Below are 15437 nucleotides of genomic sequence, written 5' to 3' on the forward strand. Positions count from 1 at the left end.
AACGCCTGTGCATGCAGCTCAGGGTTTGGTTCATTCTAAATTTTGCACTCAAGCTACACTTTACAACAGGAAATTCGGCTAAAAAATCCTTTTCTTTGAAAAACATAAACCTCTAGCTGAATCTCAATGCCTCTACTGCTCACCTTTCTGGCTATTGTTCTCCTTATTATTCTCATTGCGTACGTACGACTGGATACCTTTCTGGCTTTTCTGATTATCTGTATCGGTCTGGGTCTGGCCAGTGGTATGGAAGTAACCGCCGTCGGGCAGGCCATCCGAAAGGGAATCGGCGATACGCTCGGCGATCTGGTGCTAATTGTGGGCTTTGGGGCCATGCTCGGTAAACTGGTGGCCGAAAGCGGTGCGGCCCAACGAATTACGGATGCACTCGTACTGGTATTCGGGACCAAAAACTTACCCTGGGGCATGGCTCTGGCGGGCTTCGTCATCGGCATTCCGCTGTTCTATAACGCCGGTTTCGTGATTGTCTTTCCTTTGATCGTGGCCGTTTCGGTATCGGCCCGCGTACCTATTCTGACGGTGGGCATTCCCATGCTTTCGGCCTTGTCGGTGGCTCACGGGTATCTGCCACCCCATCCTTCGCCAGCAGCCATTGCCGGACGTTTTAATGCAGATTTGGGAAAGGTACTGCTCTACGGAATTGCGATTGCCATTCCCGCCATCGCGATTGCCGGACCCATTTTTGGGCGGACCCTTCGTCAATATAGCCCTACGCTTGATCCGGATTTGTTATCGGTAAAGAAATTGCCCGCGGACCAACTGCCTAGTCTGGGGATTAGTATGTTTACCGCTTTACTACCGGTGATTTTGCTGGCCATTACGACCATTTTTAAGCCGTATTTACCGCCTAATCCAGTTATTCAACTGATCAGCGAACCGTACTTTGGTATGTTTCTTTCAGTACTGGTCGCCATGTACACCCTGGGCCTGGCTCGGGGTCAGTCCATGAAAATGGTAACAAAGCAGTTGGAAGAAGCTTTCAAGGGCTGTTCGCCAATCTTGTTAGTGGTGGCCGGAGCCTCGGCCCTGAAGGAAATCATGCAGTCAGCGGGCATTAGTACCTTTCTGGGGCAGCAGTTACAGCAATTGCCCGTCTCGCCGCTCGTATTGGGTTGGGCCATGGCGGGCCTTATTCGTATCTGTGTGGGTTCGGCTACGGTAGCGGGTCTGACGGCCGTTGGCATCATTGCCCCCCTGCTGGCGGCCCGTCCGGAGGTTTCGCCCGAGCTGATGGTATTATCCATCGGAGCCGGCAGTCTGATGTGCTCGCACTTCAACGACGGCGGTTTCTGGTTATATAAAGAGTATTTTAATCTAAGTATTAAAGATACGCTGAAGACCTGGACGGTGATGGAGACCATGGTTTCGATTATTGGTCTGGTAGGCGTTCTGATTATCAATGCTTTTATCTAAGATTTACATTAACGACAAGAAATTTCCATGACTGAAGATTGGTTCACGCTCCATCATCCTGACCTAGTTCCTTCACCCGGTATTGTATTCTATCAGGATCGGATTCGCCGGAATATTGCCATCATGGTGGCGATTGCCGGAAGTCCGGAGCGACTCATACCGCATACCAAAACCCACAAAACCATTGAAATCCTAAAGCTCCAGTTGGAGGTGGGTATTACGAAATTTAAAGTTTCGACCATCGCCGAAGCCGAAATGGCCGCCATGGCCGGAGCCCCCTGGGTGTTACTGGCGTATCCGGTAGTGGGACCGAATGTAGCCCGTTGGCACCAGCTAATGCAGCAGTATCCGGAAACGAGCTTCCAGGCTTTAGTCGATAACCCGATTACAGCTCACGCGATCCATACCTATTTTGGCGAGGAAAAAGCTCCAGTTTTTATCGATGTAAACAATGGCATGGATCGTACCGGGGTAGAAGTAGAAAATCTACAAAGCCTGATCGACTATGTGCATACGCTGCCCAGCCTGGAACTGAAAGGTCTGCACATCTACGACGGCCATATCCGTAATACAGATTTTGAAGAACGGAAGGAAGTTGTAGACGCCGCCTATCAACGCGTAATGGATGCCATTCAGGTCGATGAAAACTGGATGATCATTACCGGAGGCACGCCTTCATTCACCGTACACGCCCTGCGGACGGGTACTTATCTGAGTCCGGGTACCTGTCTACTGTGGGATTGGGGTTACGATGATTTGCTGGAAGAACAACCCTTTGAGTGGGCCGCTTTGCTGGTAACGCGGGTCGTATCGAAACCCGCCGAAGGGCTGATTACCATCGATCTGGGGCATAAAGCAGTAGCGGCCGAAAATCCAGTCAACCGACGGGTGAAGTTTCTTAATTTGGCGGAGTACGAATTACTCAGCCAGAGTGAGGAACATGGCGTAGTGCGAGTCAGTAGCTGGGAATCCATCGAGGTAGGCGATCTACTCTACGGCGTGCCGTATCACATTTGCCCGACCGTAGCCCTGCACGAAACGGCAACTGTAGTGGAAAATGGGGAAGTTGTAGACGAATGGACTATTATATCACGAAAGCGAAAAATTACCATTTAAGTATAGATCGAAGTAGATAAACAAAAAGCGGTGAGGCCAGGGCTCCACCGCTTTTTGTTTGAGGAAACCTGAAAAATAGGCCGGTTTTTAAGCCCTGATAATCAGCGTTTCAGAAAATTTTAATGTCTTTCCCAGAACCCAACGCTTGTTTTTAGACTTATTTGTCCGGTTTTTTTTAGAAGCTACCGTACTGTTTTCTGGAGCTTCCAGGTTCCGTAAATTCATTGAACTATGCAAAAAAGAGCATTAGGAAAATCGAACATTGAAGTAGCACCGCTGGCCTTTGGCGGAAACGTATTTGGCTGGACCATCGACGAAACGACTTCATTTGAAATACTCGACGCTTTTGTAGCGGCTGGCTTTAATTTTATTGATACGGCTGATGTGTATTCCCGTTGGGTACCAGGCAACATTGGCGGCGAATCGGAGACGATTCTGGGCAAATGGATGAAGCAGCGTAACAATCGCGAACAAATCATTCTGGCCACTAAAATCGGAGCCGACAACGGCAAAGGCCATCCGGACGTTTCCAAAGCCTACATCTTAAAGGGTGTGGAAGACTCCCTGCGTCGCTTGCAAACGGAGTACATTGACCTTTATCAGACGCACTACGACAACGAAAGTACGCCCGTCGAAGAAACGCTCGAAGCGTACGATCAACTGGTGAAAGCGGGTAAAGTACGCATTATCGGTACGTCAAACATGAGTCCCGAACGACTGAAAGCTTCGCTACAGGCCAGCGAAAAAAACGGGTATCCTCGCTACGAAACGCTACAACCCAATTATAGTCTGGTGGAGCGGAAGGAATACGAAGAAAGCTACGAGCCGATTGTACTAGAGCATCAACTCAGTACGATCAACTATTATTCCTTAGCCAGTGGATTTCTCACGGGTAAGTACCGCTCCGAGGCTGACTTAGCGAAAAGTCAACGCGGTCAGGGCGTGAAGAAATACCTCAACGAGCAGGGGCTAGGAATTTTAAAAGCCTTGGATGAAGTGGCAGAAGAATACAAAGTCACGCCCGCCAGTGTAGCCCTGGCCTGGCTGATGGCCCGGCCTTCTGTGGCAGCTCCCATTGCCAGTGCTACGAGTTTAAATCAGTTACAGTCGTTCATCCAGGCGGCAGAATTATCGCTCCGTACGGAGGCGATCGAAAAGCTGGATCAGGCGAGTGACTGGAAGTAGGATTAAACATTAAGACTGCCTTTCTGCGGACAGTAGTGGTTTTATATCCTTTTGACAGCAAGAATACGACTTCCCGGAGGTGCTACACGTTCGGGAAGTTTCATTTTAAGCGTAGTTTATTTGGTAAAGGTATAGGCCCAGTAAATCAGCACCCCTTGCAAAGGCAGTCGAGCCCAGAGAATCCAGGCGGGGATATTAGTGAACTTTCCGGAAGTAGCCATGTACCAGTTGGCTGGGAATACCGCAATTAACAGGAGAATAATACCCCAGGCCGCCCAGGTTCGAAGCGAGGGCACCAGCAAAGCCAGGCCCAGTACCAGTTCAGCAAAGCCGCTTAAGTACACCATAGCTAATGGAGCGGGAATGGAAGGAGGCATGATTCGCAGATACGTCTGCGGGCGTACGAAGTGCAGAATACCCGCAACGACGTAGAGCAAGGACATCAGGTAGAGGCTCATGCCGTTCTTCCTAAAAGATTAGGTCCAGCATGTCAATCAACGGGATTTTCGTCGAAAAACTTGATAGTTATACCCCGCTTCCAGTGCCCGGTTCCGCAAGTGACTGACCGAAAGCTGTACGGCATTGACCACCGACTGATACTGCAGGCCCGTACGTTCTGAAATTTCTTCAATTGAAAACCCTTCGTGGTAACGTAGCTCCATGACCTGACGCTTCCGGCGGGGCAGGCTGTTGAGCGACTGCCGCGTAAAGCGTTGCCAGGAACTTTCGGCTTCGCGTTCAATCAATCCACTTTCGGGGCAACTTTCCGTAATCAGATCAAAGGCGTCCGTTTCTTGACTCAGCGAAATGTGATTGGCGGGTAAGAGCTTTAAAATCTGATTTCGAAGCGAAAATTTCAGATAAGGTGTCAGCGGAGCATGGCGATTGAGGTTTCGGCGATGTTGCCAGATCCACAGAAATAAATCCTGGAGTGCATCTTCAACCATCGCCGAATCAGCAAAGCGTCGCAGAGCCCAGGATCGTAACGGGCGGTACTGACGGCGGTACAGGATGCCCCACGCTTCACAATCGCCGTCCAGTAAGGCATTCCAGAGTTGTTGATCAGAAACCACGGTAGAGGTTAGGTTTTGCTCGTTTTACTGAACAAAATTCAACAATGCCTAGATGCACTACTTACCTGTACTTATCTTTAATTGATACTATATTTGCATGACTTGCGTCTAGTTTAAATTAGTGTTGAAAACACAGCATCATGAAACCCGTTTATCACCGCTTTAATTTCGAAGGAAGTGCCTCGTTTGGGATGCGACAGGTCGTAGAGCCGTTTTTCTACAATCGCTGGCATTACCACCCGGAACTGGAAATTACCTGGGTACAGCAGGGGAGTGGTACGCGGCTCGTGGGTGACCACGTGGAGGCTTTTGAAGCGGGAGAGCTGATTATATTAGGTGCTAACTTACCCCATTTGTGGCGTTCAGACGAAGCCTACTTTAAACCGGATAATACGGAGTTGTGTAGTTCGCTTTCCATTCATTTCGCCGAAAATTTTGCCGGAAAAGAATTCAATACCTTGCCCGAGACGAAGCCCCTACGCGATCTGTTCCTGAAAGCCGAACGCGGTTTGAAAGTAACAGGAGCGACGCAACAGGCTGTGCAAAAACGAATGCAGGAATGTGCCACTGGCGATGACTTGTACCGACTGGTAGGCCTGTTGGATATTTTACGCCTGCTAGCTGATTCGAAAGATTTGGTTCCCTTGGCTAGTATCGGCTACGGTGTACCGAACGATTTGCTGGATACCGAACGGCTGGCTAAAGTATACCATTACACCTTTACCCATTTTGCCAGTAAGATTACACTGGAAGAGATTGCCGCCGAAGCTGCCCTGAACCCACCTTCCTTCTGCCGATATTTCAAAAGTCGGATGCGAAAGACCTATACCGAATTTTTGGCGGAGGTACGCATTGGGCAGGCTTGCAAGTTACTGATCTCCAGCGACTGGCCCGTCGCTCAGGTATGCTATGAGAGCGGATACGCTAACTTCTCGCATTTTAATCGGCATTTCAAACGTATTACGAGTTATACACCCATTGAGTACCGCCGGGCCTATCAAAAAGCATAAATAAAGCCGCACCCCTTGCGAAGTACGGCTTTGCGGCAATAAACAATGATGTTATATAACTGATTTTCTTCGCCTAAGGTTTGATAAACCCTGCTGAAGAATTCTAATTAATTTCTACTACCTCGTGAACGCATGCCACCGCCACCCGGTTGTGGTTGGGCAGGAGCTTGCTGGGGCATCGCGTTTCCTCCACCTCTGGAAAACCCACCGCCCTGGCCTTCGGGCGACGATTGTCGCATGCCACCGCCCCAGGAACGACCTTCGGAGGGACTATTCATCGGCGATTGCCGATTACTCCGGAAGTCGGGAAATGATTCCCGGTTTGGAACACTCCGTTCGGGGCGACTGCCACCAAAAGGATTGGACTCGCGATTGGGCTGGTTATTCGGCATGGTAGTACGACCGGAGTTCCAGGGGTTACTGGCTTCACGATCAGGTCGACTGCCGCCGAATGGATTAGACTCGCGACTGGGTTGAGGATTTGGCACAGCCGTACGATCAGAATTCCAGGGATTACTGCCTTCGCGGTTAGGTCGGCCATTTCCGGAGGAATTAGTGGGATCAGTTCCACGATCACCGTTCCGATCGGCATTCCAGGGGTTGGTTCCGTTTCCCTGACTGGTCCCCGTTTCCCGTTTCGGACGATTGTTCGCGTCGAACGAAGCATTATAATCGGAATTGCCGCGACGATAAACGTTAGGATTCGAGCGGTCCGGAGTCGGCCGGGAATCGGTAGTATTAGAATTTCCGTTGTTCCAGTTCACCGGACGATTATCCGAATTTCTCCCTGGGTTGTTGCCATTCCATTGGCCCTGATTCCGATCAAAGCGATCATTCCGGCCGCTCATACTACCCCGATCGTAGAAACCAGCCCGACGACCGAAATCATCCGCCCGACGAACATCCACGTTACGGCCCGTAGCCCGCTGAATATCGTAGGCTCGGGGCCCCGCAGCGTAAGAGCGGTTGTTGTACCGATACACGTTATTGATGATCGTCGTATTATGATAGATGTTTACCACCTGCGTACGGGGTACGCAATAGCTGTAAATCCGCGGGCTTAAAATGTACCGCTGCGGTACGAACGTCCAGTAGTTCCAGGGTAGGTTAATGTTAATGCTAATGTTCATACCCGGTCCAAGCGGAGCCCAGCCGTAGTATCCGCCTCCATTTCGCCAACCTACCCAGGCCGGTCCCCATTCGTAATCGGGAACCCAGACCCAACCCCGGTACGGGTCCATTTGCCAGCGACCGTAGTGAAAAGGAGCCCAACCCCAGGGATAATCCGATACCCAGGTATTTCCGTATTCGGTCATTTCCCAGTGTCCGGCCGTACCATAGGGCTGAAAGTCGGGACCCGCATTGGGTACCCAGACCTGACCGTACTGCGGATTCTGAATCCATTCACCGTACGGTGACAATTCATTATAGAAAGTCGCAAAGGAAATGCTTACGCCGGGCTGGGCGGCAAGGCGGCCTACGCCAGCAAAAACGAAGCAGATCAGAGCGAAAATACGGATTGTTTTCATGGCTGGTGTGAATCGAGTCGATTCATTTAAAGCACTAAAATTGAACATTTTATGTGTAAAAAGCTACCTAAAAAATGTTAAATTCTGTGCTGTTTTTGTAACTGAAGCTTGGATGAGTTGGGCGGACCTGGGTTTAGTATGGGCGAAGAAATTAATGGTTTTTAACAAATCGATGGCTTAGAGCTTCATGGAATGACCTTCCAGAACTCTAAGGATACTGTATGAAGTATCTGCTTCTAAAAACTGAAGCCATTTACCAAATCTAAACCGCTTGCTGGCCTAGGCAATGGACTGGCTAACCATTGAGCAATGGGAAAATATCCCACTGTACATACAGCATTTGAAAATACTCCCGATATTTCCGCTATCTATTCAGATGATTTCTAGACCTATGAAAAAAGCCTTACTCTTCCTGGGCAGCCTGTTGCTGGCCAGTAGTCTGTTCGCTCAGAAAACGCCCGAATCCAAATCAGGCTGGATGCTCGGAGCCCAGTCGTATTCGTTCCGGCTCTTTCCTTTCGCCGAAGCCCTACGAAAAATTGATAGTTGCGGTCTGAAATACGTCGAAGCTTTTCCCTCGCAGCAAATTGGTGGAGGAGTAACGGGTACCATGAACTTCACCATGGATGCAAGTACACGGCAGGCGGTGAAAAAAATGCTTAAAGATCGGGGCATTACGCTGGTAGCGTATGGCGTAGTTCGGGCCAAAGACGAAGCGGAATGGAAAGCCCTGTTCGAGTTTGCCAAAGAAATGGGCATTCGGAACATCAATTCCGAGCCGGACGTGAAGCAAATGCCGTATATCGGCAAACTGGCCCAGCAATACAAAATCAACGTGGCCTTGCACAATCACCCCAAACCTTCCCACTACTGGCATCCTGACTCCGTACTGGCCGTGATTGGAAATAACCCGTACCTGGGTTCCTGCTCGGATATTGGGCACTGGGTACGCTCAGGTTTGAATCCGGTAGCGTGTTTGAAACAACTCCAGGGACGCGTATTGGGCATGCATTTTAAGGATCTGGAAGAAAAGGCTCCGAAGACGCACGATGTCGTTTGGGGAACGGGTGTTTGTGATATTCCGGCCGTCATTGCTGAAATGAAACGCCAGAAATTCAAAGGTCCCATTTCGGCGGAATATGAATACCACTGGGAGAATAACGCTCCCGAAATTGCCGAAAGTGTCAAAAACTTCCGGACTATCTATACGAAGGGAAGTATAAAGTAATGGTAAGTTAACCTAAGAACAGTTTGACTGTCACAAAAAAGGGTTTTGGAAAAGCTTCCAAAACCCTTTTTCTATAAGCTGTGGCATGAAAGGTATAGGTGCCTTCTCAAACCCATTTAGCTGGCTAATTTAATCAGCCGCCTGCTGTTTCATGAACGTTTCGGTAGCCTTATCGCCCTTCCGGATAAACGGACGAATGATCAGACGTGTACCACGTTCGTAGGTGAAGAAACGGTACAGCCAGTTGCTCAATACGACCAGTTTGTTACGGAAACCAATCAGGTAGTAAATGTGAACGAATAGCCAAGCAAACCAAGCAATGATACCTCCCAGGGTGATTTTACCCGGTAAATCCGCAACAGCACGGGCCCGGCCAATAATTGCCAGAGAACCTTTGTCGAAGTAGCTGAACGGTTGCAATTCCTGTCCAGCCAACAGGCGTTTCAGGTTTTTGGCCAGGTGTTGACCCTGCTGAATGGCGGGTTGAGCAACGCCGGGGTGACCATTCGGATACTTCTCCGACTTCATCATCGCGATATCACCGATCGCGAAAATATCCGTGTAGCCTTCAATCTGATTGAACAGGTTCACAGGGTACCGACCGCCCCGTTGGATGATTTCCTGGGGAATACCGGGCAGGGTGGCACCCGCTACTCCAGCAGCCCATACGAGCGTCTGCGTCTGGATTTGCTCACCGCCTTTGAAGGTTACGACTTCGCCGTCATAGGATTCAACGAGCGTTTTCGTTTTCACGATAACTCCCATTTTCTCCAGGTACGCTTGCGTTTTCTTACTGGATTCGGGCGACATTGGCGGCAGTACGCGGTCAAGGCCTTCCACCAGATAGATGTTCATTTTAGTGAAGTCCATGCCGGGATAGTCACCGGGCAGTACGTGCTTCCGCATTTCGGCTAAAGCACCCGCCGTTTCTACACCCGTGGGACCACCTCCTACGATAACGATGTTGAGCAAACTCTGCCGCAGAGCCGCGTTCGTAGTCATATTCGCCTTTTCAAAACACTGCAGAATTTGGCTCCGCAGGTTCAGGGCATCGGTAATTTTCTTTAATGGAAATGAATTCTGCTTGATCTGGTCGTTACCGAAAAAGTTCGATTTCGTACCGGTAGCAATGATCAGGTAATCGTAGCTGAGGTCACCAATCAGCGTACTGATCGTTTTCGTGGCTGGATTAACACTCGTTACGCGTACCGGACGGAAATGAAAGTCTTCGTAATCTTCATCGAACATCTTCCGAAGCGGTTCGGCGATCGCATCCGCTTCCAGACCAGCCGTAGCCACCTGGTACAGCAGCGGCCAGAACCCGTGATAGTTCTGTTTATCCAGCATAACCACCTGGAACTGCTTCCCCGGAAGCTTTTGAGCCAGGTTAATTCCTCCAAAACCGCCCCCAATGATGACCACGCGGGGTTTAGTGGTTTCTGGAATATTTAGCGAAAGATCTTTTAAATCAAGCATTTGACAAGTCGATGAACAAACGTTCTCTTCCAAAAAAACCGAACCAGATTTACATCGTAAATCCATGCGGAACGAATGGCCTCTGAAAACGTTTAAGAGTTAATGGTTTAAAAATGGGAAAAAGAGCATTCTAGCATGCTTGATTCGTATTCTTACTCATTGTTATTCAAAAAAAGACTGATCGAATTTTAGTACAAAAATCAGCTTCTTCTTTCTAAAGAACAAAAAATTTTATACTACGTTCAGGATCAGAGGTATTTAATGGCTTATAGTGCCAATTGTACTAAAATTGGCATTTAGCTGAAAGCGGAATAATGCAAAAAAATCATGAGCAAGTCTATTAAGCTTAGTATCCTAGATCAGTCGCCCGTGCGGAAGGGCGGCTCTGCCCGCGATGCCTTACAACAGACTATTACGGTAGCCCGACAGGCTGATCAGTGGGGATATACTCGTTTCTGGGTTTCCGAACACCATAATGCCGCTGCCATTGCCGGTTCAGCACCGGAAGTGCTGATGGTAAAACTGGCGGACGAAACGCAGCAAATCCGGATTGGCTCCGGTGGCGTGATGCTGCCGAATCATAGTGCCCTGAAAGTAGCCGAAAACTTCCGTTTGCTTGAATCACTGTTTCCTAGACGCATCGACCTGGGGATGGGTCGTGCTCCGGGTGGAGACCGGATTTCGTCCGCGTTGCTCAATCCGTCGAACGATTTCAGTGAGCAAAGTTACCGTCAACAGCTCGATTATCTGCAAACTTTCTTTACGGATTCCGCCGGAACGCAATATGGTCCCGTTTTGGCCGTACCGCAGGCCGATACAATTCCGGCCCAGTGGATTCTGAGTTCGAGTGGGGGAAGCAGTCAGCTGGCCGCTGAATATGGGATGGGATTGGCCGTGGCCCGGTTCATCAACGGGCAGGTTGCACCCCGAATCGTGGAGGCCTACAAGCGGGATTTCCGACCATCCGAATTCATGCCCGAACCCTCGGCTTTGCTGGCTCTATTCGTGATTTGTGCGGATACGGAAGAAAAAGCCCAACAGCTGCGGAAGGTATTGGAATACCGCTTGATTCAAATGGACAAAGGCCGTTTTGAAGGGGTGGATGACTACGAAACGATTAAGGATTATGAGTTTACATTGGCCGAAGAAGACCGACTCCGCTTTTTCCACGCCGACCGTATCGTTTCGGGTACGCCCGAGCAGGTGAAGGAGGAACTTACGCAATTGGCGAATGAATATGATTTGGATGAAATCATGGCTTCTACCATGACGTATCATTTTGAAGATCGGCTTCGATCCTTTGAGCTACTGGCTCAAGCCTTCAGCACGACGGTGGTGACGAATCATCAGTTGTTTTGATAGGGTTTGTAGTTAATGATAGGAGGAGTAACGTTGATTTTCTGCAATAAAATGAATTTCGTTCCACAGGTATAGCTGGCTAGTAGCGTATTTCTACTCCATGGCAAAGAAAGTGTTGCTCTTTTAGAGTTCCGTCATTTACCTAGACTGAGTTTGGACTCTTATACAAGGCCGATTAGTAGCATCTAAGCCTTCCAGGCTGGATCTCTCCACGACTAACCATTCCATGCAGGCGACAGCCCGCTTTAGGCCACCGCATTGCGGCTGTCGTAGGTCATTCCATTGCCATTCCATGGGGGCCCCTATGGAATGGCAATGGTACGGGAGATGTTTTCATTCGCTGGAATACTTGATCGTTAATTTAAAATAAGTGTTGCAAATTTTTCCTTGGACGACGTAAAACTGAGCCTTCTTCTATGGCAGGCAATGCATACGTAATAAAAGATCAACTGTCTTAGCGGGACGAAAGACATTCCTATCATAGCAAAAAATAAATCATCATTAAATCTTACCTGCCCGTGTGCTTTTAGTTAATACAAAACGTTCTCTTTCTTGATTAAAGTTAATAAGTGTCTGGTTTTCAGGGAATAATTTTTTTGGCGTTCGGTGCTTCCACGTAACACAACCGATCGATCTTATGAATGTTCATTCCTGTACCACTGTGCTGGTTTTGTCCGCCCTGCTGCTGGCTTGCGGCGGTAAGAATACTCCTTCCAATGTGGAGACGCCGGGCAAGGAGAAAACGACCAAAGACAAAGTGCTCGAAGCCGGAGCCGATCTATTACAGGACAAACGTCCCCTGAAGGCTCTGGACATGTATCTAGATGGATTTCATTTTTACAACGGGGACATGAAGGGACAGATGGAGGCCCACCACTACTGTCGGCAAATCAACAATGACTGTATTCAATGCGTCATTTTCGACGGAAACGGAGCCGATGCGAAGATTATGGGGGTGGAGTACATTGTCTCCGAAGAGGTCTTTAAAACCCTTCCCGCCGACGAGCGTAAGCTCTGGCATAGTCACCACCACGAAGTAAAATCGGGTACGCTCATTGCTCCGGGCATTCCGGAAGTAGCCGAACACGAACTCATGGAAAAGCTGGTAAGTACCTACGGCAAGACGTTCCATACCTGGCATACCGACAAAGATCTGGTATTGCCGATGGGGCATCCGATGGTAATGATGGGGTTCACGCAGGAGGGGCAGTTGCAGGATAGTTTAGTAGCGGCCCGCGACAAACGCTTTGGTATTTCAACGGCTGAAAAGAAAGAGAACCGTGCGGATATTCCTACGCCCGCCATTCAGGCCGGAGCAAATGCCTGGGAAAAAGGCGAAATCCGTCAGCTAAAGGTAACGGATGACTATAAGGGTGTACTATCACATCACCATCTCAACTAGTCATAACTTGTATCTTCCCGAAACGTAAGACCTTTCGGGAAGATACAAGCAGGCTCTTTAAGCCTTTCGAGCCGCCATTAGTCCGTACTCCATCTGGGTAGGAATTTCTGTCGGTAAGGGCTGTAACCCGGCCTGCTCAAACCAGCTGCGGTGTTCCTGTCGGCTATAAATGCGACCCTTGGTACCCCAGAACAACGCGGCTCCGTAGTCAGTAGCGGGTTTGGGGCCATCGAGTGTATCGTTCAGAAACGTATCGTGTACCCACAATTCACCGCCGGGGCGAAGGGACGTCGCAAAGCGTTGAGCCAGCTCCTGACACGTTTCCGTTGGCCAGTCGTGAAAAAGACTCGCCGCCAGCAGTAGATCCGTTTGGGGTAACGCATCCGTCAGCATATCGCCCGCCTGGAACTGGATACGGGTACGAATGGTCTGATCACCCGTATGAGCAATGAATTCTTCCAGCAGTTCTTTGGCAACTTCCAGTACCTGGGGTCGGTCAAAAAGCGTAGCCGTTGCTGAGGGATTGCGGTGTAACCATTCGAACGTGTAGAAGCCCGTACCTCCGGCCACGTCGAGCAGATGGCCTTCGATGCGGGGGAGGTGTTCGGCCACGATTGGGGAAAGTTTACGAGCCCGTCCGGCCAGGCCCAGCGTGAACAATCGGGCCGTTTCGGGTTCATCCATGGGCGATGGAGCATCAGCATCCATGACGTACGAAAAACCTTCGGAGGCATCCAGCGGACCGTCGTTTTGTAGACGCGTCACCATTTCCAATACACCCGGGTCCTCTTTTTCCAGACCCACGTAACCAATCAGATTTTGCGGTATTTTTCGGGATAGGTACTGGCCCAGTTCCGACGGATAAAGTTTACCTTCGGCTGTTTGCGTCAGCACTTCCATCGCACAAAGGCTCGGAATAAGAACGTGAGCGGGACGCTCGCTGAGTTGAAGCCGGGCCTGTAATTCGGTAAACGAAAGTGGTCCGTGTTCGAATTGTTCGAATACACTCAGGTGATTCACGGCGGCTACGAGTAGCCGCGAACCGTACATGGCCCGCAGGTGACGGGTAATCGGAGCCAGATCAAGGGTTGGTTGCATAGGTTTAGAAAGCCAGATAATAGTTAGAAAAGTAAATCGTATACAAACCTACGGAATCCCCGCAGTTCCCTCAAAGTTGAAAGGCCTTGCAACGCAGGATTCGTTGCCTGCGTATTCATTATCGAACACTCCAATACAACACGACGATGGAACGTAAAGACTTTTTGAAACGAGGATTTTCTGCGTTAGGATACATGGCCATAGCTCCCCTGTTGGGTAGCTGCAAGAAGGATGAAGATAGTACAACACCGGAGAGTGGTACTGAAACGGGGTCGGGTAGCTGCACGGCAACGCCTTCAGAAACCGAAGGTCCATTTCCTACGAAATCGCCCAGCTCACTAGTGATCACGGATATTCGTTCGGACCGTACGGGGGTGCCCTTTACGATTAAGATCAACATTCAGAATAAAAATAATGCGTGTGGAGCGTTAGCGGGAGCCTTAGTGGATATCTGGCACTGCGATAAGGATGGTAATTACTCGGAATACGGCGGAACGGGGATGCAAAGTAGTAACTTCACTTCCGTACACTTTTTGAGGGGACGGCAAACGACCGATGCGAACGGACTAGTTACCTTTACCTCGATTTTCCCGGGCTGGTACTCCGGCCGGGCTCCGCATATTCACGTACATATCTATACTTCGAGTGGAAAGTCATTGCTGGTTACGCAGATTGCATTTCCCGAAGACGTGACAAACACCGTATATACTACGGCCACGAACCTGTATACCCGTGGTAAGCAGGATACCAGCAACGCTCGGGACAACGTATTCGCTGACTCCATCGCTACCGAACTTGCTACCGTAACCGGTAGTGTGGCGGCGGGATACGTACTCACCCACACGATTGTAGTGAGTGCTTAAGTCATACGGGAAGATTTTTCGTCCAGCTAGCCATTTAGTAAACAACTCAAGGCCTTTCTAGGTAACTATATCTAAGCTGTTGCTATGCTGAGAAGAAAGTTGCGACGCAAGAACATCTGGTACGTTTGAGGGAATTCCAATTTAGATGGATGCAACGTACCTAAAGCTACGTTTTAACAATTATGGGAAAAAGCATTATTCGACTGAGATACCGCAAAGTGATTACGGCGGCCTCGACTGCTGCCTGGGATCGGCAGGTGTTTGATCATACGTATCAGGAGTTTTCCGGACAAACGCAGTACGACAATCAATGGTCTCAGACCCACGTGCTGATAGCGGAACCACGGGTCGATCCGGATCTGATGCATACGTATATTCAACAATTGCAGGGATATATACCCGATGTGCTGAATACCTCCGGCCAGCGGAGGCTTCCCTTTCGGGAATACACGTTTGAAATCGTGAATGCTCACGCCGGAACGCAGGAGGAACACGCCGTTGCGATTGAGTTTTATAGTGAATCGCTCACCTGGATTGACGTAGTAGGAACGAATCTGCTTATTGCCTACGGCGATCAGTTGGCGGCTTTGCGGGCCGGGCAGGACGTAGAAACGGAGCTGATTCCACTGCAACCCCTTTTAAATATTCATTCCATTCAATAAGA

General features: G+C 49.5%; 14 protein-coding genes. 9 read left to right on the forward strand and 5 right to left on the reverse strand.

Features of this window, described 5'->3' with window-relative positions:
- Nucleotides 1-126 precede the first annotated feature (126 nt).
- From C5O19_RS01730 to C5O19_RS01740, 3 genes are all read left to right on the forward strand, one after another.
- On the forward strand, nucleotides 127-1434 hold the full coding sequence (locus tag C5O19_RS01730) for a gluconate:H+ symporter (RefSeq protein WP_104709637.1): 1308 nt from the start codon (nucleotides 127-129) through the stop codon (nucleotides 1432-1434).
- A gap of 27 nt (nucleotides 1435-1461) precedes the next feature.
- Entirely contained in the window at nucleotides 1462-2550 is a 1089-nt protein-coding gene (locus C5O19_RS01735) for a D-TA family PLP-dependent enzyme (RefSeq protein WP_104709638.1), read from the forward strand.
- Between the two features lie 231 nt (nucleotides 2551-2781).
- Entirely contained in the window at nucleotides 2782-3735 is a 954-nt protein-coding gene (locus C5O19_RS01740; protein WP_104709639.1) for an aldo/keto reductase, read from the forward strand.
- A 116-nt stretch (nucleotides 3736-3851) separates the two neighbouring features.
- Here the strand turns inward: C5O19_RS01740 and C5O19_RS01745 are convergent, their stop codons facing one another.
- The gene (locus tag C5O19_RS01745) at nucleotides 3852-4193 is read right to left on the reverse strand and encodes a DoxX family protein (protein ID WP_104709640.1); all 342 of its coding nucleotides are present in this window, start codon (nucleotides 4191-4193) and stop codon (nucleotides 3852-3854) included.
- Nucleotides 4194-4229: 36 nt separating this feature from the next.
- Nucleotides 4230-4808 (reverse strand): RNA polymerase sigma factor, encoded by a 579-nt coding sequence (locus C5O19_RS01750; RefSeq protein ID WP_104709641.1) that lies wholly within the window; start codon nucleotides 4806-4808, stop codon nucleotides 4230-4232.
- Nucleotides 4809-4948: 140 nt separating this feature from the next.
- Here C5O19_RS01750 and C5O19_RS01755 point away from each other — a divergent pair, with 140 nt between their 5' ends.
- The gene (locus C5O19_RS01755; RefSeq protein WP_104709642.1) at nucleotides 4949-5818 is read left to right on the forward strand and encodes an AraC family transcriptional regulator; all 870 of its coding nucleotides are present in this window, start codon (nucleotides 4949-4951) and stop codon (nucleotides 5816-5818) included.
- Nucleotides 5819-5925: 107 nt separating this feature from the next.
- On the opposite strand, the gene C5O19_RS01760 is transcribed toward C5O19_RS01755, so the two are convergent.
- Nucleotides 5926-7347 carry a DUF6600 domain-containing protein gene (locus tag C5O19_RS01760; RefSeq protein WP_104709643.1) on the reverse strand — a complete coding sequence of 474 codons (1422 nt, stop codon included), beginning with the start codon at nucleotides 7345-7347 and terminating at the stop codon, nucleotides 5926-5928.
- 391 nt (nucleotides 7348-7738) lie between these two features.
- Here C5O19_RS01760 and C5O19_RS01770 point away from each other — a divergent pair, with 391 nt between their 5' ends.
- Nucleotides 7739-8575 (forward strand): sugar phosphate isomerase/epimerase family protein, encoded by an 837-nt coding sequence (locus C5O19_RS01770; protein ID WP_104709645.1) that lies wholly within the window; start codon nucleotides 7739-7741, stop codon nucleotides 8573-8575.
- Nucleotides 8576-8704: 129 nt separating this feature from the next.
- On the opposite strand, the gene C5O19_RS01775 is transcribed toward C5O19_RS01770, so the two are convergent.
- Nucleotides 8705-10051, reverse strand: coding sequence for an NAD(P)/FAD-dependent oxidoreductase (locus C5O19_RS01775; protein ID WP_104709646.1), 1347 nt, complete (start codon nucleotides 10049-10051; stop codon nucleotides 8705-8707).
- Nucleotides 10052-10378: 327 nt separating this feature from the next.
- Here C5O19_RS01775 and C5O19_RS01780 point away from each other — a divergent pair, with 327 nt between their 5' ends.
- Both C5O19_RS01780 and C5O19_RS01785 read left to right on the forward strand, forming a co-directional pair.
- Nucleotides 10379-11410, forward strand: coding sequence for an LLM class flavin-dependent oxidoreductase (locus C5O19_RS01780; RefSeq protein ID WP_104709647.1), 1032 nt, complete (start codon nucleotides 10379-10381; stop codon nucleotides 11408-11410).
- Nucleotides 11411-12047: 637 nt separating this feature from the next.
- On the forward strand, nucleotides 12048-12812 hold the full coding sequence (locus C5O19_RS01785; RefSeq protein WP_104709648.1) for an OBAP family protein: 765 nt from the start codon (nucleotides 12048-12050) through the stop codon (nucleotides 12810-12812).
- A 57-nt stretch (nucleotides 12813-12869) separates the two neighbouring features.
- On the opposite strand, the gene C5O19_RS01790 is transcribed toward C5O19_RS01785, so the two are convergent.
- Nucleotides 12870-13910: a methyltransferase gene (locus C5O19_RS01790; RefSeq protein WP_104709649.1), complete on the reverse strand. Its 1041-nt coding sequence runs from the start codon at nucleotides 13908-13910 to the stop codon at nucleotides 12870-12872.
- A 146-nt stretch (nucleotides 13911-14056) separates the two neighbouring features.
- Here C5O19_RS01790 and C5O19_RS01795 point away from each other — a divergent pair, with 146 nt between their 5' ends.
- Both C5O19_RS01795 and C5O19_RS01800 read left to right on the forward strand, forming a co-directional pair.
- The gene (locus C5O19_RS01795) at nucleotides 14057-14773 is read left to right on the forward strand and encodes a dioxygenase family protein (protein ID WP_104709650.1); all 717 of its coding nucleotides are present in this window, start codon (nucleotides 14057-14059) and stop codon (nucleotides 14771-14773) included.
- Nucleotides 14774-14955: 182 nt separating this feature from the next.
- Nucleotides 14956-15435 carry a hypothetical protein gene (locus C5O19_RS01800; RefSeq protein ID WP_104709651.1) on the forward strand — a complete coding sequence of 160 codons (480 nt, stop codon included), beginning with the start codon at nucleotides 14956-14958 and terminating at the stop codon, nucleotides 15433-15435.
- Nucleotides 15436-15437 lie beyond the last annotated feature (2 nt).

This window comes from Siphonobacter curvatus, assembly GCF_002943425.1.
In the GTDB taxonomy this organism is placed as follows: domain Bacteria; phylum Bacteroidota; class Bacteroidia; order Cytophagales; family Spirosomataceae; genus Siphonobacter; species Siphonobacter curvatus.